Here is a 21,109-nt window from a genome sequence, read left to right on the forward strand (position 1 = left end):
TGCTGCGTCTGTGATGACAAGATGGGGAGAACTGTCGAGCGGGGGGAGGTTCGCGAAGTGGCATTCCAGCCGTGGCAGGGCGGTCAGCCGGCTCAGCCGTCGAATCAGGTGCCTGCCATGCGTGCCTCGCACGCCGACCGTGAGCGTACGGTCGATGTGCTCAAGGCGGGATTCGCCGAGGGGCGGCTTCAGCAGCCGGAGTACGAGCAGCGGATCGCGCGTGCCTACAAGGCGCAGACGCACGCCGAGCTACAGATGCTGGTCGCGGATCTGCCGCAGGGGCCGGTGCCGCAGGCGCAGTTCGTGCCGCAGCGGCCGATGGTGCCGGCGACGTTCATGCCGATGCAGATGCCGATGCCGGTGTCGACGAACAGCTCGGCCACGGGCGCGCTGGTCTGCGGGATCATGACGCCGGTGACCTGGGGGCTGACGGCGATTCCGGCGGTGATCCTGGGGCACAAGGCGCGGGCCGAGATCCGCCGGTCCGGGGAGCGCGGTGACGGCCAGGCCCTCACCGGTCTGATTCTGGGCTGGCTGGCGATCGGTGGCTGGGCGCTGTTCCTTCTGGTGTTCATCCTGACCGCCGCGGTCGGCCTTTAGGGACCACCCGGGGTCGTCCGGGGGTTCCCGGTGTCGCCGGGGGAGGGCCGGCGCGGGTGCGTGGTGCCTTCTTCCGTACGGCCGTGGATCCCACTACGGTGACCGCAACGCCGTGAGGAGTCCGGCGTGTCCTTCGCGTGTGCATTTGTTTTGACCGCAGCCCATGCGGTAGGTACGCTCTGACCTTGTGCCTGGGGTGTCCCTGGGCTGCCGTGCGCGCATTCTCCCACTGGAGTGCCTGCCGGGCCGTAAGGCCGCGGGAGGGCTTCGTCCGGAGGGCCACCCGCACGGAAGCCGGGTTTTGACACCGCAATCTGCCGCCTCACTCGTTCCAGCGAGGGACCGGACTGCAGTATTCGACACACCCGACCGCGTGGGTCGGGGAAGTTCCAGGTTAGCTTTACCGAGACTGGCACACAGAAACCGGAGAAACGGTGCCTACGATCCAGCAGCTGGTCCGAAAGGGCCGGCAGGACAAGGTCGAGAAGAACAAGACGCCCGCGCTCGAGGGTTCCCCCCAGCGCCGTGGCGTCTGCACGCGTGTTTTCACGACCACCCCGAAGAAGCCGAACTCGGCCCTGCGTAAGGTCGCGCGTGTGCGTCTGACCAGCGGGATCGAGGTCACCGCTTACATTCCGGGTGAGGGCCACAACCTCCAGGAGCACTCGATCGTGCTCGTGCGTGGCGGCCGTGTGAAGGACCTGCCGGGTGTTCGGTACAAGATCATCCGCGGCTCCCTCGACACGCAGGGCGTCAAGAACCGCAAGCAGGCTCGCAGCCGCTACGGCGCCAAGAAGGAGAAGTAAGAATGCCTCGTAAGGGCCCCGCCCCGAAGCGCCCGGTCATCATCGACCCGGTCTACGGCTCTCCTCTGGTGACCTCCCTCATCAACAAGGTTCTGCTGAACGGAAAGCGCTCCACCGCCGAGCGCATCGTTTACGGCGCCATGGAGGGTCTGCGCGAGAAGACCGGTAACGACCCGGTCATCACGCTCAAGCGCGCGCTCGAGAACATCAAGCCGACCCTTGAGGTCAAGTCCCGCCGTGTCGGTGGCGCGACCTACCAGGTTCCGGTCGAGGTCAAGCCCGGCCGCGCCGGCACCCTCTCGCTCCGCTGGCTCGTGGGCTACTCCCGCGCCCGCCGCGAGAAGACCATGACCGAGCGCCTCATGAACGAACTGCTCGACGCCTCCAACGGCCTCGGCGCTTCGGTCAAGAAGCGTGAGGACACGCACAAGATGGCCGAGTCCAACAAGGCCTTCGCGCACTACCGCTGGTAGTCGCAACCCACATCGAGACCGAGAGAAGATTGAGCCACTATGGCCACCACTTCGCTTGACCTGGCCAAGGTCCGCAATATCGGGATCATGGCCCACATCGACGCGGGCAAGACGACCACCACCGAGCGGATCCTGTTCTACACCGGTGTTTCGTACAAGATCGGTGAGGTCCACGACGGCGCTGCCACGATGGACTGGATGGAGCAGGAGCAGGAGCGCGGCATCACCATCACGTCTGCCGCGACGACCTGCCACTGGCCGCTGGAAGACGTCGACAACACCATCAACATCATCGACACTCCGGGCCACGTCGACTTCACGGTCGAGGTGGAGCGCTCGCTGCGCGTCCTGGACGGTGCGGTGACGGTGTTCGACGGCGTTGCCGGTGTCGAGCCCCAGTCCGAGACCGTCTGGCGTCAGGCGGACCGCTACGGCGTTCCGCGTATCTGCTTCGTCAACAAGCTCGACCGTACGGGCGCCGAGTTCCACCGCTGCGTCGACATGATCGTGGACCGCCTGGGTGCGACCCCGATCGTGATGCAGCTGCCGATCGGCACCGAGGCGGACTTCAAGGGTGTCGTCGACCTCGTCACCATGAAGGCCCTGGTCTGGTCGGCCGAGGCCGCCAAGGGCGAGATGTACGACACCGTCGACATCCCGGACACGCACATCGAGGCGGCCGACGAGTGGCGCGGCAAGCTGCTCGAGGCCGTTGCCGAGAACGATGAAGAGATCATGGAGCTGTACCTGGAGGGCCAGGAGCCCACCGTGGAGCAGCTCTACGCGGCGATCCGCCGGATCACCATCGCTTCCGGCAAGGCCGAGAACACCACCGTCACCCCGGTGTTCTGCGGTACCGCGTTCAAGAACAAGGGCGTGCAGCCCCTGCTCGACGCGGTGGTGCGCTACCTCCCCTCCCCCCTGGACGTCGAGGCCATCGAAGGCCACTCCGTCAAGGACCCGGAAGAGGTCGTCAAGCGCCAGCCGTCCGAGAGCGAGCCGCTGGCCGCTCTGGCGTTCAAGATTGCGAGCGACCCCCACCTGGGCAAGCTCACCTTCATCCGCATCTACTCGGGCCGCCTTGAGGCCGGCTCGCAGGTGCAGAACTCGGTGAAGGGCAAGAAGGAGCGCATCGGCAAGATCTACCGGATGCACGCGAACAAGCGTGAGGAGATCGAGTCGGTGGGTGCCGGTGACATCGTCGCCGTCATGGGTCTGAAGCAGACCACCACCGGTGAGACCCTCTGCGACGCGTCGAACCCGGTCATCCTGGAGTCGATGGAGTTCCCGGCCCCGGTCATCCAGGTCGCCATTGAGCCCAAGTCCAAGGGCGACCAGGAGAAGCTGGGTGTCGCCATCCAGCGTCTCGCCGAAGAGGACCCCTCGTTCCAGGTGCACACCGACGAGGAGACCGGCCAGACCATCATCGCGGGTATGGGCGAGCTGCACCTCGACGTGCTGGTCGACCGTATGAAGCGTGAGTTCCGGGTCGAGGCCAACGTCGGCAAGCCGCAGGTCGCCTACCGCGAGACCCTGCGCAAGGCCGTCGAGCGTCTCGACTACACGCACAAGAAGCAGACCGGTGGTTCCGGTCAGTTCGCCAAGGTGCAGATCGCGATCGCGCCGCTCGAGGGCGACGGGTACGAGTTCGAGAACAAGGTCACCGGTGGCCGTATCCCGCGGGAGTACATCCCGTCCGTGGACGCGGGCTGCCAGGAGGCCATGGAGTTCGGTGTTCTCGCCGGCTACCCGCTGACGGGCGTCAAGGTCACCCTGCTCGACGGTGCGTTCCACGAGGTCGACTCGTCGGAAATGGCCTTCAAGATCGCCGGTTCGATGGCCTTCAAGGAGGCCGCGCGCAAGGCCTCCCCGGCCCTGCTCGAGCCGATGATGAAGGTCGAGGTCACCACGCCCGAGGACTACATGGGCGACGTGATCGGCGACATCAACTCCCGCCGTGGTCAGATCCAGTCCATGGAAGAGCGCAGCGGCGCCAAGCTCGTCACGGGCCTGGTCCCCCTGTCGGAGATGTTCGGCTACGTCGGAGACCTCCGCAGCAAGACGTCGGGTCGCGCAAGCTACTCGATGCAGTTCGACTCCTACGCCGAGGTTCCCCGGAACGTCGCCGAGGAGATCATCGCGAAGGCCAAGGGCGAGTAGGTCCGTCTCCCGAGAGCCGGAACACGCTTTAGGCTTGACACCGTCTGATGGGGTAATCCCCGCAATCCGTGAGGATTGCCCCGTCAGCCGGCATCCCAGCAAAGATCACCTGGCGCCGATGAGTAAGGCGTACAGAACCACTTCAGGAGGAACCAGTGGCGAAGGCGAAGTTCGAGCGGACTAAGCCGCACGTCAACATCGGCACCATCGGTCACATTGACCACGGTAAGACGACCCTCACGGCCGCCATTACCAAGGTGCTGCACGACGCGTACCCGGACCTGAACGAGGCCTCGGCCTTCGACCAGATCGACAAGGCTCCTGAGGAGCGCCAGCGCGGTATCACGATCTCCATCGCGCACGTCGAGTACCAGACGGAGAACCGTCACTACGCCCACGTCGACTGCCCCGGTCACGCGGACTACATCAAGAACATGATCACGGGTGCGGCGCAGATGGACGGCGCCATCCTCGTGGTCGCCGCCACCGACGGCCCGATGCCGCAGACCAAGGAGCACGTGCTCCTGGCCCGCCAGGTCGGCGTTCCGTACATCGTTGTCGCCCTGAACAAGGCCGACATGGTGGACGACGAGGAGATCCTGGAGCTCGTCGAGCTCGAGGTCCGTGAGCTCCTCTCCGAGTACGAGTTCCCCGGCGACGACGTTCCGGTCGTCAAGGTCTCGGCGCTCAAGGCGCTCGAGGGCGACAAGGAGTGGGGCGACTCCGTCCTCAAGCTCATGAACGCCGTCGACGAGGCGATCCCGCAGCCCGAGCGTGACGTCGACAAGCCGTTCCTGATGCCGATCGAGGACGTCTTCACGATCACCGGCCGTGGCACCGTTGTCACCGGTCGTATCGAGCGTGGTGTCCTCAAGGTCAACGAGACCGTCGACATCATCGGCATCAAGACCGAGAAGACCACCACCACGGTCACCGGCATCGAGATGTTCCGGAAGCTCCTCGACGAGGGCCAGGCCGGTGAGAACGTCGGTCTGCTCCTCCGTGGCATCAAGCGCGAGGACGTCGAGCGCGGCCAGGTCATCATCAAGCCGGGCTCGGTCACGCCGCACACCTCCTTCGAGGCTCAGGCGTACATCCTGTCGAAGGACGAGGGTGGCCGTCACACCCCGTTCTTCAACAACTACCGCCCGCAGTTCTACTTCCGCACCACGGACGTGACCGGCGTCGTGACCCTCCCCGAGGGCACCGAGATGGTCATGCCGGGCGACAACACTGAGATGACCGTTGAGCTCATCCAGCCCGTCGCGATGGAAGAGGGCCTGAAGTTCGCCATCCGTGAGGGTGGCCGGACCGTCGGCGCCGGCCAGGTCACCAAGATCACGAAGTAATTTCGCTGATCCGGATGATCCGGTCGTAGCTCCCCGGAGCTCGCAAGGAGCCCCGCTCACCATCAGGTGGGCGGGGCTCCTTGACAGTTGGGGTCCGATTGGCCTTAGGCGTCCCGGGTGTGGCACACTGTCCAGGTTGCTCGGTTGAGTGCCGATGCTGCGCGCCTCCCGCCGGGAGGACTGGAAGCGAGTCCCAGGTATTCGTCGTCCCTTTTCAGGGCCGGAAATACGGGAATCTTCCGGGAAGCGTCAGCGGGGTGCCTCGGCCAGGCGCCCGGTGGGTGTTCTTCCCCTGCCTTCTCCTTCTTGAAGGATCTCCTTTACGGGGATTTACGAGAAGGGGTGCGACACGCCCGACCGCGTGGGTCGGAGAAGAACGGTGCTTCCCAGGAAGCGCAGCGCACCGGGTCCCAGAGCGTTACGAGAGACAGGACTACGAAGTAGCCATGGCGGGACAGAAGATCCGCATCCGGCTCAAGGCCTACGACCACGAGGTCATCGACACGTCGGCGAAGAAGATCGTCGAGACGGTGACCCGTACTGGTGCGTCGGTCGCGGGCCCGGTGCCGCTGCCCACTGAAAAGAACGTGTACTGCGTCATCAAGTCGCCGCACAAGTACAAGGACGCGCGCGAGCACTTCGAGATGCGCACGCACAAGCGCCTGATCGACATCCTCGACCCGACGCCCAAGACCGTTGACTCGCTGATGCGCCTGGACCTTCCGGCCGGCGTTGACATCGAGATCAAGCTCTGAGAGGCGCGGAAGAGATGGCAAAGCAGATCAAGGGCATCCTGGGCGAGAAGCTCGGCATGACCCAGGTCTGGGACGAGAACAACCGTGTCGTCCCGGTGACCGTGGTGAAGGCCGGCCCCTGTGTCGTTACCCAGGTGCGCACCAATGACCAGGACGGTTACGACTCCGTCCAGATCGCCTTCGGCGAGATCGACCCGCGCAAGGTGAACAAGCCCCTCAAGGGCCACTTCGCGAAGGCCGACGTCACCCCCCGTCGTCACCTCGTCGAGGTCCGTACCACCGACGCCGGTGAGTACACCCTCGGCCAGGAAGTGACCGCTGAGACCTTCGAGTCCGGCGTCAAGGTGGACGTGACCGGCAAGAGCAAGGGCAAGGGCTTCGCCGGTGTCATGAAGCGTCACGGCTTCCATGGCGGCAAGGCGTCCCACGGTGCCCACCGTGTGCACCGTAAGCCGGGCTCCATCGGTGGCTGCGCCACCCCGGGCCGCGTGTTCAAGGGCATGCGGATGGCCGGCCGTATGGGCAATGAGCGGGTCACCACCCAGAACCTGACCGTCCACGCCGTTGACGCGGAGAAGGGTCTGCTGCTCATCAAGGGCGCAGTTCCTGGTCCGAACGGCGGCCTCGTCCTGGTCCGTACCGCGGCCAAGGGGGCCTGAGGTAACCGATGAGCACCATTGACATCCTTTCGCCGGCAGGCGACAAGGCCGGTACCGTCGAGCTCCCCACGGAGATCTTCGACGCCAAGGTCAGCGTTCCGCTGATCCACCAGGTCGTTGTCGCACAGCTGGCCGCGGCCCGTCAGGGCACGCACAAGACCAAGACTCGCGGCGAGGTCCGCGGCGGTGGCAAGAAGCCGTACCGCCAGAAGGGCACCGGCCGGGCGCGTCAGGGTTCGACCCGTGCGCCGCAGTTCGCCGGCGGTGGCATCGTCCACGGCCCCGTGCCGCGTGACTACAGCCAGCGGACCCCGAAGAAGATGAAGGTCGCCGCCCTGCGCGGTGCCCTCACCGACCGGGCCCGTAACAGCCGTATCCACGTCGTTGCCGGCGTGGTCGAGGGCGACATCTCCACCAAGGCCGCCAAGACTCTCCTCGGCAAGGTCAGCGAGCGCAAGAACGTGCTCCTGGTCGCCGAGCGCAGCGACGAGGCCGCGTGGCTGTCCGCCCGCAACCTGCCCCAGGTTCACATCCTGGAGCCGGGCCAGCTGAACACGTACGACGTGCTCGTCTCCGACGACGTGGTCTTCACCAAGGCCGCCTTCGAGTCCTTCGTGTCTGGCCCCAAGGCCGATGAGACCGAAGGGAGCGACGCCTGATGAGTGAGGCCGTCGTCACCAGCAAGACCTTCTCGGACCCGCGCGACGTTCTCGTCAAGCCGGTTGTCTCGGAGAAGAGCTACGCGCTGCTGGACGAGAACAAGTACACGTTCATCGTCGCGCCCGGCAGCAACAAGACCCAGATCAAGCAGGCCGTCGAGGCGGTCTTCTCGGTCAAGGTCACCGGGGTCAACACGATCAACCGGCAGGGCAAGCGCAAGCGCACCCGCACCGGTTACGGCAAGCGCGCAGACACCAAGCGCGCCATCGTGACCCTCGCCGAGGGCGACCGTATCGACATCTTCGGCGGCCCGGTCTCCTAACGGAGTCCGAGTCGTCCGGAATCGGACGAGGACTGAGAAATGGGTATCCGCAAGTACAAGCCGACGACCCCGGGCCGTCGTGGCTCCAGCGTCGCCGACTTTGTCGAGATCACGCGGTCCACGCCGGAGAAGTCGCTGGTCCGCCCGCTGCACAGCAAGGGCGGCCGTAACAACGCCGGTCGTGTGACCGTTCGCCACCAGGGCGGTGGCCACAAGCGCGCCTACCGAGTGATCGACTTCCGTCGTCACGACAAGGACGGCGTGCCGGCCAAGGTCGCGCACATCGAGTACGACCCGAACCGCACCGCGCGCATCGCGCTGCTGCACTACGCAGACGGCGAGAAGCGCTACATCATCGCGCCCCGTGGCCTGGTCCAGGGTGCTCGGATTGAGAACGGCCCTGGCGCCGACATCAAGCCGGGCAACAACCTGCCGCTGCGCCACATCCCCGTGGGTACGACGATCCACGCGATCGAGCTGCGTCCGGGCGGCGGTGCGAAGTTCGCCCGCTCGGCCGGTGCCTCCGTGCAGCTGCTGGCGAAGGAGGGCCGCATGGCTCACCTTCGTATGCCCTCCGGTGAGATCCGCCTGGTCGACGTCCGCTGCCGCGCCACTGTGGGCGAGGTCGGCAACGCCGAGCAGTCGAACATCAACTGGGGCAAGGCCGGCCGCATGCGCTGGAAGGGCGTCCGCCCGACCGTGCGTGGTGTCGTGATGAACCCCGTCGACCACCCGCACGGTGGTGGTGAGGGCAAGACCTCCGGTGGTCGCCACCCGGTCTCGCCGTGGGGTCAGAAGGAGGGTCGTACTCGCTCGCCGAAGAAGGCCAGCAACAAGTACATCGTCCGCCGCCGCAAGACGAACAAGAAGCGCTAGGAGCGGGTTTAGATGCCGCGCAGTCTCAAGAAGGGGCCCTTCGTCGACGACCACCTTTCCAAGAAGGTGGATGTTCAGAACGATGCCGGCACCAAGAACGTCATCAAGACCTGGTCCCGCCGCTCCATGATCGTCCCGGCCATGCTCGGCCACACGATCGCGGTGCACGACGGCCGCAAGCACGTCCCGGTGTTCGTCACCGAGTCGATGGTCGGCCACAAGCTCGGCGAGTTTGCGCCGACCCGCACCTTCCGCGGCCACGAGAAGGACGACCGCAAGTCGCGGCGTCGTTGATCGGCGGAGTGCGAAGACTATGACTGACACCGAAGGGACAACCATGGAAGCCAGGGCCCAGGCGCGGTACATCCGCGTCACGCCCATGAAGGCCCGCCGCGTGGTGGACCTTATCCGTGGCATGGATGCCACGGAGGCTCAGGCGGTCCTGCGTTTCGCCCCGCAGGCCGCGAGCGTGCCGGTTGGCAAGGTGCTGGACAGCGCCATTGCCAACGCTGCACACAACTACGACCACACGGACGCCTCTTCGCTGGTCATCAGCGAGGCGTACGTCGACGAGGGCCCGACCCTGAAGCGGTTCCGTCCGCGTGCTCAGGGCCGTGCCTACCGGATCCGCAAGCGGACCAGCCACATCACCGTGGTCGTCAGCAGCAAGGAAGGAACCCGGTAATGGGCCAGAAGGTAAACCCGCACGGGTTCCGGCTCGGCGTCACGACGGACTTCAAGTCCCGGTGGTACGCCGACAAGCTGTACAAGGACTACGTCAAGGAAGACGTCGCCATTCGTCGCATGATGACGAAGGGCATGGAGCGCGCCGGTATCTCCAAGGTGGAGATCGAGCGCACCCGTGAGCGCGTCCGCGTTGACATCCACACCGCTCGTCCGGGCATCGTCATCGGCCGCCGCGGCGCCGAGGCCGACCGCATCCGCGGCGAGCTGGAGAAGCTGACCGGCAAGCAGGTCCAGCTGAACATCCTCGAGGTCAAGAACCCCGAGACCGATGCTCAGCTGGTGGCCCAGGCCGTCGCCGAGCAGCTCTCGTCCCGCGTCTCCTTCCGTCGTGCCATGCGTAAGAGCATGCAGTCGACGATGAAGGCCGGCGCCAAGGGCATCAAGATCCAGTGTGGTGGCCGTCTCGGCGGCGCCGAGATGTCCCGCTCGGAGTTCTACCGCGAGGGCCGTGTGCCCCTGCACACGCTCCGTGCGAACGTCGACTACGGCTTCTTCGAGGCCAAGACCACCTTCGGCCGCATCGGCGTGAAGGTCTGGATCTACAAGGGCGACGTCAAGAACATCGCCGAGGTGCGTGCCGAGAACGCTGCCGCCCGTGCGGGTAACCGCCCGGCCCGCGGTGGCGGCAACGACCGCCCGCGCCGCGGTGGCGAGCGTGGCGGCCGCGGTGGCCGCAAGCCGCAGCAGCAGACCGCCGCTGCCGAGGCCCCCAAGGCCGAGGCCGCTGCCGCTGCTCCGGCGGAGACCCCCGGAACGGAGGCCTGACCGACATGCTGATCCCTCGCAGGGTCAAGCACCGCAAGCAGCACCACCCGAAGCGCAGTGGTATGGCCAAGGGTGGCACCGAGCTGGCCTTCGGTGAGTACGGCATTCAGGCCGTCACCCCGGCTTACGTGACGAACCGTCAGATCGAGTCCGCTCGTATCGCGATGACCCGTCACATCAAGCGTGGCGGCAAGGTCTGGATCAACATTTACCCGGACCGCCCGCTCACGAAGAAGCCGGCCGAAACCCGCATGGGTTCCGGTAAGGGTTCTCCGGAGTGGTGGGTCGCGAACGTCAAGCCCGGTCGGGTGATGTTCGAGCTGTCCTTCCCGAACGAAAAGGTTGCCAAGGAGGCGCTGACCCGCGCCGCCCACAAGCTTCCGATGAAGTGCCGCATTGTGCGGCGCGAGGCAGGTGAGTCGTGATGGCGGCCGGTATCAAGGCGACCGAGCTGCGCGAGCTGAATGACGAGGACCTCGTCGGCAAGCTTCGTGAGGCCAAGGAGGAGCTGTTCAACCTCCGCTTCCAGGCGGCGACCGGACAGCTTGAGAACCACGGTCGGCTCAAGTCCGTCCGTAAGGACATCGCCCGGATCTACACCCTGATGCGTGAGCGCGAGCTGGGCATCGAGACGGTGGAGAGCGCCTGATGAGCGAGAAGAATGTGACTGAGACGAACGAGCGCGGTTTCCGCAAGACCCGTGAGGGTCTCGTCGTCAGCGACAAGATGGACAAGACCGTCGTCGTCGCTGTCGAGGACCGCGTCAAGCACGCGCTGTACGGCAAGGTCATCCGCCGTACCAACAAGCTCAAGGCGCACGACGAGCAGAACGCTGCCGGCGTCGGCGACCGCGTCCTCCTGATGGAGACCCGGCCGCTGTCCGCCACCAAGCGCTGGCGCATCGTCGAGATCCTCGAGAAGGCCAAGTAATCCCTCCTAGGGGGACCCCCTAGGAACAGTTCCGCCAGGCTCGGCAGGGGCCCACTCGTCAGAGGAAAGCCCCTGCCGGGAACCGGCAGACACACAGGAGATAGACGTGATCCAGCAGGAGTCGCGACTGCGGGTCGCCGACAACACTGGTGCGAAGGAAATCCTTTGCATCCGTGTTCTCGGTGGTTCCGGTCGCCGCTACGCGGGCATCGGTGACGTCATCGTCGCCACCGTGAAGGATGCGATCCCCGGTGGCAACGTGAAGAAGGGTGACGTCATCAAGGCGGTCATCGTTCGCACCGTCAAGGAGCGCCGCCGTCCGGACGGCTCGTACATCCGCTTCGACGAGAACGCGGCCGTCATCCTCAAGAACGATGGCGACCCCCGCGGCACCCGCATCTTCGGCCCCGTGGGCCGGGAGCTGCGCGAGAAGAAGTTCATGAAGATCATCTCGCTCGCGCCGGAGGTGCTGTAACCGATGAAGATCAAGAAGGGCGACCTGGTCCAGGTCATCACCGGTAAGGACAAGGGCAAGCAGGGCAAGGTCATCCAGGCCTTCCCCCGCGAGGACCGTGTCCTGGTCGAGGGTGTCAACCGGGTCAAGAAGCACACCAAGGCCGGCCAGACCGCTCGTGGTTCGAAGACCGGCGGCATCGTGACGACCGAGGCCCCTGTCCACGTCAGCAATGTTCAGCTGGTCGTGGAGAAGGACGGCAACAAGGTCGTTACCCGCGTCGGATACCGCTTCGACGACGAGGGCAACAAGATCCGCGTTGCCAAGCGGACCGGTGAGGACATCTGATGACTGCCACCACCAACGCGCCGCGTCTGAAGACGCGCTACCGCGAAGAGATCGCCGGGAAGCTGAAGGACGAGTTCTCCTACGAGAACGTCATGCAGATCCCCGGTCTGACCAAGATCGTGGTCAACATGGGTGTGGGCGACGCCGCCCGCGACTCCAAGCTGATCGAGGGCGCCATCCGCGACCTCACCACGATCACCGGCCAGAAGCCGGCCGTCACCAAGGCCCGTAAGTCCATCGCGCAGTTCAAGCTGCGTGAGGGCCAGCCGATCGGTGCCCACGTCACCCTCCGTGGTGACCGCATGTGGGAGTTCCTGGACCGCCTGCTGTCGCTCGCGCTTCCGCGCATCCGCGACTTCCGTGGTCTGTCCCCGAAGCAGTTCGACGGTCGGGGCAACTACACCTTCGGTCTCACCGAGCAGGTCATGTTCCACGAGATCGACCAGGACAAGATCGACCGTACCCGGGGTATGGACATCACCGTGGTCACCACGGCGACCAACGACGATGAGGGCCGCGCCCTCCTTCGTCACCTCGGCTTCCCGTTCAAGGAGGCGTGAGCGAGATGGCGAAGAAGGCTCTGATTGCCAAGGCTGCTCGCAAGCCGAAGTTCGGTGTGCGCGCGTACACCCGCTGCCAGCGCTGCGGCCGTCCGCACTCCGTTTACCGCAAGTTCGGCCTGTGCCGCGTGTGCCTTCGTGAGATGGCTCACCGTGGCGAGCTGCCGGGCGTGACCAAGAGCTCCTGGTAATCCCTTCATTGGGATGACCAGGGCTCTCGGTAAGCATTCGGTCGGCGGGCGCCCACTCCTTCTTTCCCGTAAGGTAAAGGGGTTTGGGCGCACCGCCGCCCGAGACCGACCGCGGGCCGTGCCCGCATAACGTCGCTTACTACGCCGTAGGTCCCCGCGCCGCACCCGTCCCGACTCTGATCGGGGAGAGGGATGGCGCACATAGGAAACCCCGGCGAGAGAGGCCGAAGGCCAATTCATGACCATGACTGATCCCATCGCAGACATGCTGACCCGTCTGCGTAACGCGAACTCGGCGTACCACGACACCGTCGTGATGCCGCACAGCAAGATCAAGTCGCACATCGCGGAGATCCTCCAGCAGGAGGGTTACATCACCGGCTGGCGCGTCGAGGACGCCGAGGTTGGCAAGAACCTCGTCCTCGAGCTGAAGTTCGGCCCGAACCGCGAGCGCTCGATCGCCGGCATCAAGCGGATTTCGAAGCCGGGCCTGCGGGTCTACGCAAAGTCCACCAACCTGCCGCGGGTCCTCGGTGGCCTGGGCGTGGCGATCATCTCCACGTCCCACGGTCTCCTGACCGGTCAGCAGGCCAGCAAGAAGGGCGTGGGTGGGGAAGTCCTCGCCTACGTCTGGTAACCAGGGAACGGAGGAATAGCTAATGTCGCGTATTGGCAAGCTGCCCATCCAGGTTCCCGCTGGTGTGGACGTCACCATCGAGGGCCGTACGGTCGCGGTGAAGGGCCCCAAGGGTTCCCTCTCGCACACCGTCGCGGCGCCCATCGAGGTCGCCAAGGGTGAGGACGGCGTGATCAACGTTGTCCGCCCGAACGACGAGCGTCAGAACAAGGCCCTGCACGGCCTGTCCCGCACGCTGGTGGCGAACATGATCACCGGCGTGACCCAGGGCTACAGCAAGGCGCTCGAGATCAGCGGTGTCGGTTACCGCGTCCAGGCGAAGGGCTCCAACCTGGAGTTCTCGCTGGGCTACAGCCACCCGATCCTGATCGAGGCCCCCGAGGGCATCTCCTTCAAGGTCGAGTCCCCGACCAAGCTCAGCGTCGAGGGCATCGACAAGCAGAAGGTCGGCGAGGTTGCGGCGAACATCCGCAAGCTGCGCAAGCCTGACCCGTACAAGGCCAAGGGCGTCAAGTACGCCGGCGAGGTCATCCGCCGCAAGGTCGGAAAGGCTGGTAAGTAAGCCATGGCATACGGTGTGAAGATCGCCAAGGGCGACGCTTACAAGCGGGCCGCCGCGAAGCGGCGCCACATCCGCATCCGTAAGCGGATTTCGGGTACCCCGGAGCGTCCGCGTCTGGTGGTGACGCGGTCCAACCGTGGCATCACCGCACAGGTCATCGACGACATCGCGGGCCACACGCTGGCCTCCGCGTCGACCCTGGACGCGTCGATCCGTGGTGGCGAGGGCGACAAGAGCGCTCAGGCCAAGCAGGTCGGCTCCCTGGTCGCTGAGCGTGCCAAGGCCGCCGGTGTCGAGGCCGTCGTGTTCGACCGTGGTGGCAAGCAGTACGCCGGGCGGATTGCCGCTCTGGCCGACGCCGCCCGCGAAGCCGGGCTGAAGTTCTAAGCCCCGGTTCCGGAGCTAGCGGACGTAACAGAGAGAGGTAAATCCAATGGCTGGACCCCAGCGCCGCGGGAGCGGTGCCGGTGGCGGCGAGCGGCGGGACCGGAAGGGTCGCGACGGTGGCGCTGCCGCCGAGAAGACCGCATACGTTGAGCGCGTTGTCGCGATCAACCGTGTCGCCAAGGTTGTCAAGGGTGGCCGTCGCTTCAGCTTCACCGCGCTGGTCGTGGTGGGCGACGGTGACGGCACCGTAGGTGTCGGTTACGGCAAGGCCAAGGAAGTTCCGGCTGCCATCGCCAAGGGCGTGGAAGAGGCCAAGAAGAACTTCTTCAAGGTTCCCCGTATCCAGGGCACCATCCCTCACCCCATCCAGGGCGAGAAGGCTGCGGGCGTCGTCCTGCTCAAGCCGGCTTCCCCCGGTACCGGTGTGATCGCCGGTGGCCCCGTGCGTGCCGTTCTGGAGTGCGCGGGCATCCACGACGTGCTGAGCAAGTCGCTCGGTTCGTCGAACCCGATCAACATCGTGCACGCCACGGTGACCGCGCTTCAGGGCCTTCAGCGCCCCGAGGAGATCGCGGCCCGTCGTGGCCTGCCGCTGGAGGACGTTGCTCCCGCCGCTCTGCTGCGGGCGCGTGCCGGGGTGACCGCGTAATGGCGCACCTCAAGATCACGCAGACGAAGTCCTTCATCGGTAGCAAGCAGAATCACCGCGACACCCTTCGTTCGCTGGGCCTCAAGCGGCTCAACGACGTGGTTGTCAAGGAGGACCGTCCCGAGTTCCGCGGCATGGTGCACACCGTCCGCCACCTCGTGACGGTTGAGGAGGTCGACTGACATGGCGGAGAACAACCCGCTGAAGGTCCACAACCTCCGGCCCGCCCCGGGCGCCAAGACCGCCAAGACCCGTGTGGGTCGTGGTGAGGCGTCCAAGGGTAAGACCGCTGGTCGTGGTACCAAGGGCACGAAGGCCCGTTACCAGGTTCCGGAGCGCTTCGAGGGTGGGCAGATGCCCCTCCACATGCGCCTCCCGAAGCTGAAGGGCTTCAAGAACCCCGCCCACAAGCAGTTCCAGGTCGTGAACCTGGCCAAGCTGGCCGAGCTCTACCCGCAGGGTGGCGAGGTCACGGTGGCCGATCTGGTCGCCAAGGGCGCGGTGCGCAAGAACGAGCTCGTCAAGGTCCTGGGCCAGGGCGAGATCTCCGTGGCGCTGCAGGTTTCGGTTGACGCCGTTTCCGGCTCCGCCAAGGAGAAGATCGCCGCTGCCGGCGGCACCGTCACCGAGCTCATCTGAGTTCGTTGGTTCAACTGACCGGGGATGCCCAGCGATTGGGGCATCCCCGGTTGGTCGTTCCAAGGGGGTACGGTCGCCGGTAAGGTGGCGTGCAGTGTTGTTTTGTCCGGGACCCGTCCCCGGACGTTCGCCGCACAGGCCGTGCCTGTGCGGTTTTGGCCGCTAACTATTCGTCGATCCTCAAGACCGTCACCTCTCGCACAGGCGGGAGGCGCAGGAGGCACCGTGCTCACCGCGTTCGCCCGAGCGTTCAAGACGCCCGACCTGCGCAAAAAGCTGCTGTTCACATTGGGCATCATCGTGCTCTACCGGATCGGCGCGCATGTCCCGGTCCCCGGGGTGAATTACGCGAACGTCGAGACCTGCATGAAGCAGGCCGGCGGTAACAGCGGGTTGTTCGCCCTGGTGAACATGTTCAGCGGTGGTGCGCTGCTGCAGATCACGATCTTCGCGCTGGGGATCATGCCGTACATCACGGCGAGCATCATCCTCCAGCTGCTGACCGTCGTGATCCCCCGGCTGGAGGCCCTCAAGAAAGAGGGGCAGTCCGGCCAGGCCAAGATCACCCAGTACACGCGCTATCTGACCGTGGCGCTCGCGATCCTCCAGGGCACCGGCCTGGTGGCCACCGCCCGCAGCGGTGCGCTCTTCCAGAACTGCCAGGTCGCCAGCGAGATCGTCCCCAGCGACTCGATCTTCACCACCATCACGATGGTCATCACGATGACCGCCGGCACCGGCCTGATCATGTGGCTCGGCGAGCTGGTCACCGACCGCGGTATCGGCAACGGCATGTCGATCCTGATGTTCATCTCGATCGCCGCCGGCTTCCCGGGCGCGCTGTGGCAGATCAAGCTCACCGGCAAGCTGGCCGACGGCTGGATCGAGTTCTTCGCGGTGATCGCGGTGGGCCTGGCGATGGTCGCCCTGGTGGTCTTCGTCGAGCAGGCGCAGCGGCGGATCCCGGTGCAGTACGCGAAGCGGATGATCGGCCGCCGGTCCTACGGCGGTACGTCCACTTACATCCCGCTCAAGGTGAATCAGGCAGGTGTGATTCCTGTCATCTTCGCGTCATCGCTGCTCTACATTCCAGCCCTCATCGCACAGTTCAGCGGGTCGAAGGCGGCATGGGCGACGTGGATCGCCACCAACTTCACCAAGGGAAATCACCCCGTTTACATCGTTACGTACTTCCTGCTGATCGTGTTCTTCGCCTTCTTCTACGTGGCCATCAGCTTCAACCCCGAAGAAGTTGCCGACAACATGAAGAAGTATGGTGGCTTCATCCCGGGTATCCGGGCTGGTCGCCCGACGGCCGAGTACCTCAGCTACGTGCTCAACCGGATCACGTGGCCGGGCTCGCTGTACCTGGGGCTGATCGCGCTCGTACCAACAGTGGCGTTGGTGCTTTTCAACGCGAACCAGAACTTCCCGTTCGGCGGGACAAGCATCCTGATCATCGTGGGTGTGGGTCTGGAGACCGTGAAGCAGATCGAGAGCCAGCTTCAGCAGCGCAACTACGAAGGGTTCCTCCGCTGATGCGAATCGTCCTCGTCGGACCCCCGGGGGCCGGCAAGGGTACGCAGGCTGCGTACCTTGCCAAGAACCTCGCGATCCCGCACATCTCCACGGGGGACCTGTTCCGCGCCAACATCAGCCAGGGCACGCCCCTCGGCCGCGAGGCGAAGTCATACATGGACGCCGGCAATCTGGTGCCCGACTCGGTCACCATCGCGATGGCCGAGGACCGTATGGAGCAGCCCGACGCAGCCGGCGGCTTCCTCCTGGACGGCTTCCCCCGCAACCTGGGCCAGGCCAAGGCGCTGGACGAGTACCTCAAGGACAAGAACCTCACGCTGGACGCCGTCCTGGACCTGGAGGTCCCCGAGGACGAGGTCGTCAAGCGGATCGCCGGCCGGCGCATCTGCCGCAACGACAGCAGCCACGTCTTCCACGCCGAGTACAACAAGCCGGAGGCCGAGGGCGTCTGTGACGTCTGCGGCGGCGAGTTGTACCAGCGGGACGACGACCGTGAGGAGACCGTCCGCAAGCGCCTGGAGGTCTACCACACGGAGACCGAGCCGATCATCGACTACTACAAGGAGCAGGACCTGGTGGTCACGCTCCTGGCGATGGGCAAGGTCGACGAGGTCACCAAGCGCGCGATGGCGGCCCTGCCGTCCCGGGACGCGTAGCAGCAAGAACGGCGTGCCTACGGCCGCGGTGCCCGCAACGGGTACCGCGGCCGTATCGTGTACGGGGCGGTCGTGACGGCCGCCGGAGAAGCGTTGTAGTCGGTTCAGGAAAGGCGCCAGCCGTCATGGTGGAGATCAAGACCCCCGAGCAGATCGCGAAGATGCGCGAGGCGGGGCTGGTGGTCGCCGCCATTCACGCGGCGACCCGGAAGGTTGCGGTGCCCGGCGCCACGACCAAGGACCTGGACGACGCGGCACGCAAGGTGCTCGCCGAGCACGGTGCGAAGTCGAACTTCCTCGGATACGGCGGCTTCCCCGCGACGATCTGCACCTCGGTCAACGATGTCGTGGTCCACGGCATCCCCGACACCGAGACGGTGCTCCAGGACGGCGACCTGATCTCGATCGACTGCGGCGCGATCATCGACGGCTGGCACGGCGACGCGGCGTACACCGCCTTCGTCGGTTCCGGTCACGCGCCGGAGCTGGTCGAGCTGAGCCGGGTCACCGAGGAGTCGATGTGGGCCGGCATCGCGGCGGTCGCCAAGGGCAACCGCCTGGTCGACATCTCCAAGGCGATCGAGGGCTACATCCGCCGCCAGCCCCGGCCGGCCGGCGGTAAGTACGGCATCGTCGAGGACTACGGCGGCCACGGCATCGGCTCGCAGATGCACATGGACCCGCATCTGCTGAACTACGTCGACCGCAAGCGCGGCCGCGGCCCGAAGCTGGTGCCCGGCTTCTGCATCGCGATCGAGCCGATGGTGAACCTCGGCACCGCCAAGACCCATGTGCTCGACGACGACTGGACGGTCAAGTCGAACGACGGCAGCTGGTCCTCGCACTGGGAGCACTCGGTCGCGCTGACCGAGGAGGGCCCGCTGGTGCTGACCGCGCCGGACGGCGGCAAGGCCAAGCTGGCCGAGCTGGGCATCACGGCGGCGCCCGACCCCCTGGCCTGAGCCGGGCTTCTCCGGCGTCGGCCGCCCCCCTGTGGCGTAAGGATCACGCCCGATGGGCAATAATCCTGGATTCGTCTTTTCCTGGACCCTGGCGTAGACTGACGCGTCGGCTCTCGTGCATCCGTATGCCCTCTTGGTTGAGGGCGTGATGCGGGATAGTCGATCAAGGTAGCCGATTCGAAGGGCGAAGCGTGGCCAAGAAGCAAGGTGCCATCGAAATCGAGGGCACCGTGATCGAGTCCCTCCCGAACGCCATGTTCAAGGTGGAGCTCCAGAACGGTCACAAGGTCCTCGCGCACATCAGCGGCAAGATGCGGATGCACTACATCCGTATCCTCCCGGATGACCGGGTCGTCGTGGAGCTTTCTCCCTACGACCTGACGCGTGGCCGGATCGTCTACCGCTACAAGTAGATCTTGTCGGCGCCCCGCTCCCGTGGGGTGACGGCACTGACCCGGAGAACCTCACATCCCATGAAGGTCAAGCCGAGCGTCAAGAAGATCTGCGACAAGTGCAAGGTGATCCGCCGCCACGGCCGGGTCATGGTCATCTGCGACAACCTGCGCCACAAGCAGCGCCAGGGCTGACGCACGCCGACCACCTGCATTTCGCAGTTTTCGCGCGACGCAAGCACATACGTACATACGCAGTCACCCGACCCCCGCATCACTCGCGTGGGGACGACACCCTCGGCTCGGAGGCCGGGGACCCGGCTCGTAATTCTTCAGAGTCTTACGGGAACGGTGCTGCGGAAGACCTCCGAATAGCCATCAGGAGCCACATCAATGGCACGCCTCGCAGGCGTTGATCTCCCGCGCGAAAAGCGTGTGGAGGTCGCCCTCACCTACGTCTTCGGTATCGGGCGGACGCTGTCGCAGCAGACTCTCGCTGCCACCGGCGTGAACCCGAACACCCGTGTTCGCGACCTGGCCGAGGAAGACCTCGTCAAGATCCGCGAGTACGTGGACAACAACCTCAAGACCGAGGGTGACCTCCGTCGCGAGATCCAGGCCGACATCCGCCGCAAGGTCGAGATCGGCTGCTACCAGGGTCTGCGTCACCGCCGCGGTCTGCCGGTGCACGGTCAGCGCACCAGCACGAACGCCCGTACCCGCAAGGGCCCGCGTCGCGCGATCGCCGGCAAGAAGAAGCCGGGCAAGAAGTAGTCCTCAGCAGGACGCACTGTGTGCTCCGGGGGACGCCCCCCCGGACCCCTGCAAGCGGTCTTCGCTGTAGGACCGACCACCTCCACGGGAGTAATGAATGCCTCCGAAGGGCCGTACGGCCGGCGCCAAGAAGGTGCGCCGCAAGGAGAAGAAGAACGTTGCCCACGGGCACGCTCACATCAAGAGCACGTTCAACAACACGATCGTCTCGATCACGGACCCCACGGGCAACGTGATCTCTTGGGCCTCTGCCGGCCACGTCGGCTTCAAGGGCTCGCGCAAGTCCACCCCCTTCGCCGCGCAGATGGCCGCCGAGTCGGCCGCCCGCCGCGCGCAGGAGCACGGCATGCGCAAGGTCGACGTCTTCGTCAAGGGTCCCGGCTCCGGCCGTGAGACCGCGATCCGCTCCCTCCAGGCCACCGGCCTCGAGGTGGGTTCGATCCAGGACGTCACCCCCACCCCGCACAACGGATGCCGCCCGCCCAAGCGCCGGCGCGTCTGACGCACTGAGGTAACGGAGACAACTGGAAAATGGCGCGTTACACCGGGGCCGACTGCAAGCGTTGCCGTCGGGAGAAGCAGAAGCTCTTCCTCAAGGGGAGCAAGTGCGAGAGCGCAAAGTGCCCGATCGAGATCCGTCCTTACCCCCCGGGTGAGCACGGTCGCGGGCGCACCAAGGACAGCGAGTACCTGCTCCAGCTTCGTGAGAAGCAGAAGTGCAGCCGTATCTACGGTGTCCTTGAGAAGCAGTTCGTGAACTACTACAAGGAAGCGAACCAGAAGACCGGCAAGACCGGTGAGAACCTTCTGCGCATCCTTGAGACCCGCCTCGACAACGTGGTTTACCGGGCCGGCTTTGCCAAGTCCCGCGACCACGCCCGTCAGCTGGTGCGTCACGGACACATCACTGTGAACGGCCGCAAGACCGACATCCCGTCGGCGCGGGTGGCCGTGAACGACATCGTCGAGGTCCGCGAGGGCTCTCGGAACCTGACCCCCTTCGAGGTGGCCAAGGCCGAGGCCGGCGAGAAGACGGTTCCGGCCTGGCTGGAAGCGATTCCGTCGAACCTGCGGATTCTCGTGCACAGCATGCCCGAGCGCCAGGTGATCGACACCCAGGTGCAGGAGCAGCTGATCGTTGAGCTCTACTCCAAGTAAGAGCTGACCGGTGGGGGCGGTACGGAGCCGATGGCGCCGTGCCGCCCGTACCCTTGTCAGTACAGCGGGCGTCAAATAGCGGGCGTCCACGACTGAAGG

34 protein-coding genes are annotated in these 21,109 nt (G+C 65.5%); all 34 read left to right on the plus strand.

Annotation, left to right across the window (positions count from 1 at the left end; genetic code table 11):
• Positions 1-117 precede the first annotated feature (117 nt).
• The 34 genes from AC3EUV_RS26060 to rpsD all read left to right on the plus strand — a co-directional run bounded on the left by AC3EUV_RS26060 (position 118) and on the right by rpsD (position 21,010).
• Entirely contained in the window at positions 118-600 is a 483-nt protein-coding gene (locus AC3EUV_RS26060) for a DUF1707 and DUF4190 domain-containing protein (protein ID WP_388198272.1), read from the plus strand.
• Positions 601-1,034: 434 nt separating this feature from the next.
• Positions 1,035-1,406, plus strand: a complete 372-nt coding sequence (gene rpsL, locus AC3EUV_RS26065; protein WP_003948652.1) for a 30S ribosomal protein S12 — start codon at positions 1,035-1,037, stop codon at positions 1,404-1,406.
• A 2-nt stretch (positions 1,407-1,408) separates the two neighbouring features.
• Positions 1,409-1,879, plus strand: coding sequence for a 30S ribosomal protein S7 (gene rpsG, locus AC3EUV_RS26070; RefSeq protein WP_085925683.1), 471 nt, complete (start codon positions 1,409-1,411; stop codon positions 1,877-1,879).
• Between the two features lie 39 nt (positions 1,880-1,918).
• Complete coding sequence (fusA, locus tag AC3EUV_RS26075) at positions 1,919-4,039, plus strand: elongation factor G (RefSeq protein ID WP_432143876.1); 2,121 nt, start codon at positions 1,919-1,921, stop codon at positions 4,037-4,039.
• A gap of 155 nt (positions 4,040-4,194) precedes the next feature.
• Positions 4,195-5,388 carry an elongation factor Tu gene (tuf, locus tag AC3EUV_RS26080; protein ID WP_386685563.1) on the plus strand — a complete coding sequence of 398 codons (1,194 nt, stop codon included), beginning with the start codon at positions 4,195-4,197 and terminating at the stop codon, positions 5,386-5,388.
• A 446-nt stretch (positions 5,389-5,834) separates the two neighbouring features.
• Entirely contained in the window at positions 5,835-6,143 is a 309-nt protein-coding gene (rpsJ, locus tag AC3EUV_RS26085) for a 30S ribosomal protein S10 (protein WP_159481494.1), read from the plus strand.
• Positions 6,144-6,157: 14 nt separating this feature from the next.
• Positions 6,158-6,802, plus strand: a complete 645-nt coding sequence (rplC, locus tag AC3EUV_RS26090) for a 50S ribosomal protein L3 (protein WP_030986140.1) — start codon at positions 6,158-6,160, stop codon at positions 6,800-6,802.
• A gap of 8 nt (positions 6,803-6,810) precedes the next feature.
• The gene (rplD, locus tag AC3EUV_RS26095) at positions 6,811-7,461 is read left to right on the plus strand and encodes a 50S ribosomal protein L4 (RefSeq protein ID WP_432143877.1); all 651 of its coding nucleotides are present in this window, start codon (positions 6,811-6,813) and stop codon (positions 7,459-7,461) included.
• Positions 7,461-7,784 (plus strand): 50S ribosomal protein L23, encoded by a 324-nt coding sequence (gene rplW, locus AC3EUV_RS26100; protein ID WP_085925686.1) that lies wholly within the window; start codon positions 7,461-7,463, stop codon positions 7,782-7,784. The genes rplD and rplW overlap by 1 nt, the downstream gene beginning before the upstream one ends.
• 39 nt (positions 7,785-7,823) lie before the next feature.
• A complete protein-coding gene (gene rplB, locus AC3EUV_RS26105; RefSeq protein ID WP_042155863.1) occupies positions 7,824-8,660 on the plus strand; it encodes a 50S ribosomal protein L2 in 837 nt (278 codons plus the stop codon).
• Positions 8,661-8,672: 12 nt separating this feature from the next.
• Positions 8,673-8,954: a 30S ribosomal protein S19 gene (gene rpsS, locus AC3EUV_RS26110; RefSeq protein WP_018090899.1), complete on the plus strand. Its 282-nt coding sequence runs from the start codon at positions 8,673-8,675 to the stop codon at positions 8,952-8,954.
• Positions 8,955-8,997: 43 nt separating this feature from the next.
• Positions 8,998-9,345, plus strand: a complete 348-nt coding sequence (rplV, locus tag AC3EUV_RS26115; protein ID WP_004571827.1) for a 50S ribosomal protein L22 — start codon at positions 8,998-9,000, stop codon at positions 9,343-9,345.
• The gene (gene rpsC, locus AC3EUV_RS26120; RefSeq protein WP_018090897.1) at positions 9,345-10,172 is read left to right on the plus strand and encodes a 30S ribosomal protein S3; all 828 of its coding nucleotides are present in this window, start codon (positions 9,345-9,347) and stop codon (positions 10,170-10,172) included. The genes rplV and rpsC overlap by 1 nt, the downstream gene beginning before the upstream one ends.
• A gap of 5 nt (positions 10,173-10,177) precedes the next feature.
• Positions 10,178-10,597, plus strand: a complete 420-nt coding sequence (gene rplP, locus AC3EUV_RS26125) for a 50S ribosomal protein L16 (protein WP_006604880.1) — start codon at positions 10,178-10,180, stop codon at positions 10,595-10,597.
• Positions 10,597-10,821: a 50S ribosomal protein L29 gene (gene rpmC / locus AC3EUV_RS26130; protein ID WP_030074787.1), complete on the plus strand. Its 225-nt coding sequence runs from the start codon at positions 10,597-10,599 to the stop codon at positions 10,819-10,821. Before rplP ends, rpmC begins: the two co-directional genes overlap by 1 nt.
• Positions 10,821-11,102 carry a 30S ribosomal protein S17 gene (rpsQ, locus tag AC3EUV_RS26135; protein ID WP_006604882.1) on the plus strand — a complete coding sequence of 94 codons (282 nt, stop codon included), beginning with the start codon at positions 10,821-10,823 and terminating at the stop codon, positions 11,100-11,102. The genes rpmC and rpsQ overlap by 1 nt, the downstream gene beginning before the upstream one ends.
• Before the next feature lie 106 nt (positions 11,103-11,208).
• On the plus strand, positions 11,209-11,577 hold the full coding sequence (rplN, locus tag AC3EUV_RS26140; protein WP_003992364.1) for a 50S ribosomal protein L14: 369 nt from the start codon (positions 11,209-11,211) through the stop codon (positions 11,575-11,577).
• Between the two features lie 3 nt (positions 11,578-11,580).
• Positions 11,581-11,904: a 50S ribosomal protein L24 gene (gene rplX / locus AC3EUV_RS26145; protein ID WP_006604883.1), complete on the plus strand. Its 324-nt coding sequence runs from the start codon at positions 11,581-11,583 to the stop codon at positions 11,902-11,904.
• A complete protein-coding gene (gene rplE, locus AC3EUV_RS26150) occupies positions 11,904-12,464 on the plus strand; it encodes a 50S ribosomal protein L5 (RefSeq protein ID WP_016571061.1) in 561 nt (186 codons plus the stop codon). The genes rplX and rplE overlap by 1 nt, the downstream gene beginning before the upstream one ends.
• 5 nt (positions 12,465-12,469) lie before the next feature.
• A complete protein-coding gene (locus tag AC3EUV_RS26155; protein WP_003956452.1) occupies positions 12,470-12,655 on the plus strand; it encodes a type Z 30S ribosomal protein S14 in 186 nt (61 codons plus the stop codon).
• Between the two features lie 238 nt (positions 12,656-12,893).
• Positions 12,894-13,292 carry a 30S ribosomal protein S8 gene (gene rpsH, locus AC3EUV_RS26160; protein ID WP_432143878.1) on the plus strand — a complete coding sequence of 133 codons (399 nt, stop codon included), beginning with the start codon at positions 12,894-12,896 and terminating at the stop codon, positions 13,290-13,292.
• 22 nt (positions 13,293-13,314) lie between these two features.
• Positions 13,315-13,854: a 50S ribosomal protein L6 gene (rplF, locus tag AC3EUV_RS26165; RefSeq protein WP_030986151.1), complete on the plus strand. Its 540-nt coding sequence runs from the start codon at positions 13,315-13,317 to the stop codon at positions 13,852-13,854.
• A gap of 3 nt (positions 13,855-13,857) precedes the next feature.
• Entirely contained in the window at positions 13,858-14,241 is a 384-nt protein-coding gene (rplR, locus tag AC3EUV_RS26170; protein ID WP_129295748.1) for a 50S ribosomal protein L18, read from the plus strand.
• A gap of 46 nt (positions 14,242-14,287) precedes the next feature.
• The gene (gene rpsE, locus AC3EUV_RS26175) at positions 14,288-14,890 is read left to right on the plus strand and encodes a 30S ribosomal protein S5 (RefSeq protein ID WP_006604888.1); all 603 of its coding nucleotides are present in this window, start codon (positions 14,288-14,290) and stop codon (positions 14,888-14,890) included.
• Positions 14,890-15,072, plus strand: a complete 183-nt coding sequence (gene rpmD, locus AC3EUV_RS26180; RefSeq protein WP_030074796.1) for a 50S ribosomal protein L30 — start codon at positions 14,890-14,892, stop codon at positions 15,070-15,072. The genes rpsE and rpmD overlap by 1 nt, the downstream gene beginning before the upstream one ends.
• Before the next feature lies 1 nt (position 15,073).
• Complete coding sequence (gene rplO / locus AC3EUV_RS26185; protein WP_327156252.1) at positions 15,074-15,529, plus strand: 50S ribosomal protein L15; 456 nt, start codon at positions 15,074-15,076, stop codon at positions 15,527-15,529.
• A 225-nt stretch (positions 15,530-15,754) separates the two neighbouring features.
• Positions 15,755-17,068 carry a preprotein translocase subunit SecY gene (secY, locus tag AC3EUV_RS26190; protein ID WP_168479936.1) on the plus strand — a complete coding sequence of 438 codons (1,314 nt, stop codon included), beginning with the start codon at positions 15,755-15,757 and terminating at the stop codon, positions 17,066-17,068.
• Entirely contained in the window at positions 17,068-17,724 is a 657-nt protein-coding gene (locus AC3EUV_RS26195; protein WP_432143879.1) for an adenylate kinase, read from the plus strand. Before secY ends, AC3EUV_RS26195 begins: the two co-directional genes overlap by 1 nt.
• A 125-nt stretch (positions 17,725-17,849) precedes the next feature.
• On the plus strand, positions 17,850-18,686 hold the full coding sequence (gene map, locus AC3EUV_RS26200; RefSeq protein ID WP_432143880.1) for a type I methionyl aminopeptidase: 837 nt from the start codon (positions 17,850-17,852) through the stop codon (positions 18,684-18,686).
• A 191-nt stretch (positions 18,687-18,877) separates the two neighbouring features.
• Positions 18,878-19,099 carry a translation initiation factor IF-1 gene (gene infA / locus AC3EUV_RS26205; RefSeq protein WP_003956442.1) on the plus strand — a complete coding sequence of 74 codons (222 nt, stop codon included), beginning with the start codon at positions 18,878-18,880 and terminating at the stop codon, positions 19,097-19,099.
• 60 nt (positions 19,100-19,159) lie between these two features.
• Positions 19,160-19,273, plus strand: a complete 114-nt coding sequence (rpmJ, locus tag AC3EUV_RS26210; protein WP_003956441.1) for a 50S ribosomal protein L36 — start codon at positions 19,160-19,162, stop codon at positions 19,271-19,273.
• Positions 19,274-19,471: 198 nt separating this feature from the next.
• On the plus strand, positions 19,472-19,852 hold the full coding sequence (rpsM, locus tag AC3EUV_RS26215) for a 30S ribosomal protein S13 (protein WP_018090888.1): 381 nt from the start codon (positions 19,472-19,474) through the stop codon (positions 19,850-19,852).
• Between the two features lie 97 nt (positions 19,853-19,949).
• Positions 19,950-20,354: a 30S ribosomal protein S11 gene (rpsK, locus tag AC3EUV_RS26220; protein WP_004571845.1), complete on the plus strand. Its 405-nt coding sequence runs from the start codon at positions 19,950-19,952 to the stop codon at positions 20,352-20,354.
• Positions 20,355-20,383: 29 nt separating this feature from the next.
• Positions 20,384-21,010 (plus strand): 30S ribosomal protein S4, encoded by a 627-nt coding sequence (gene rpsD / locus AC3EUV_RS26225; protein WP_042155896.1) that lies wholly within the window; start codon positions 20,384-20,386, stop codon positions 21,008-21,010.
• Positions 21,011-21,109: the final 99 nt, after the last annotated feature.

This window comes from Streptomyces sp. bgisy130, assembly GCF_057708345.1.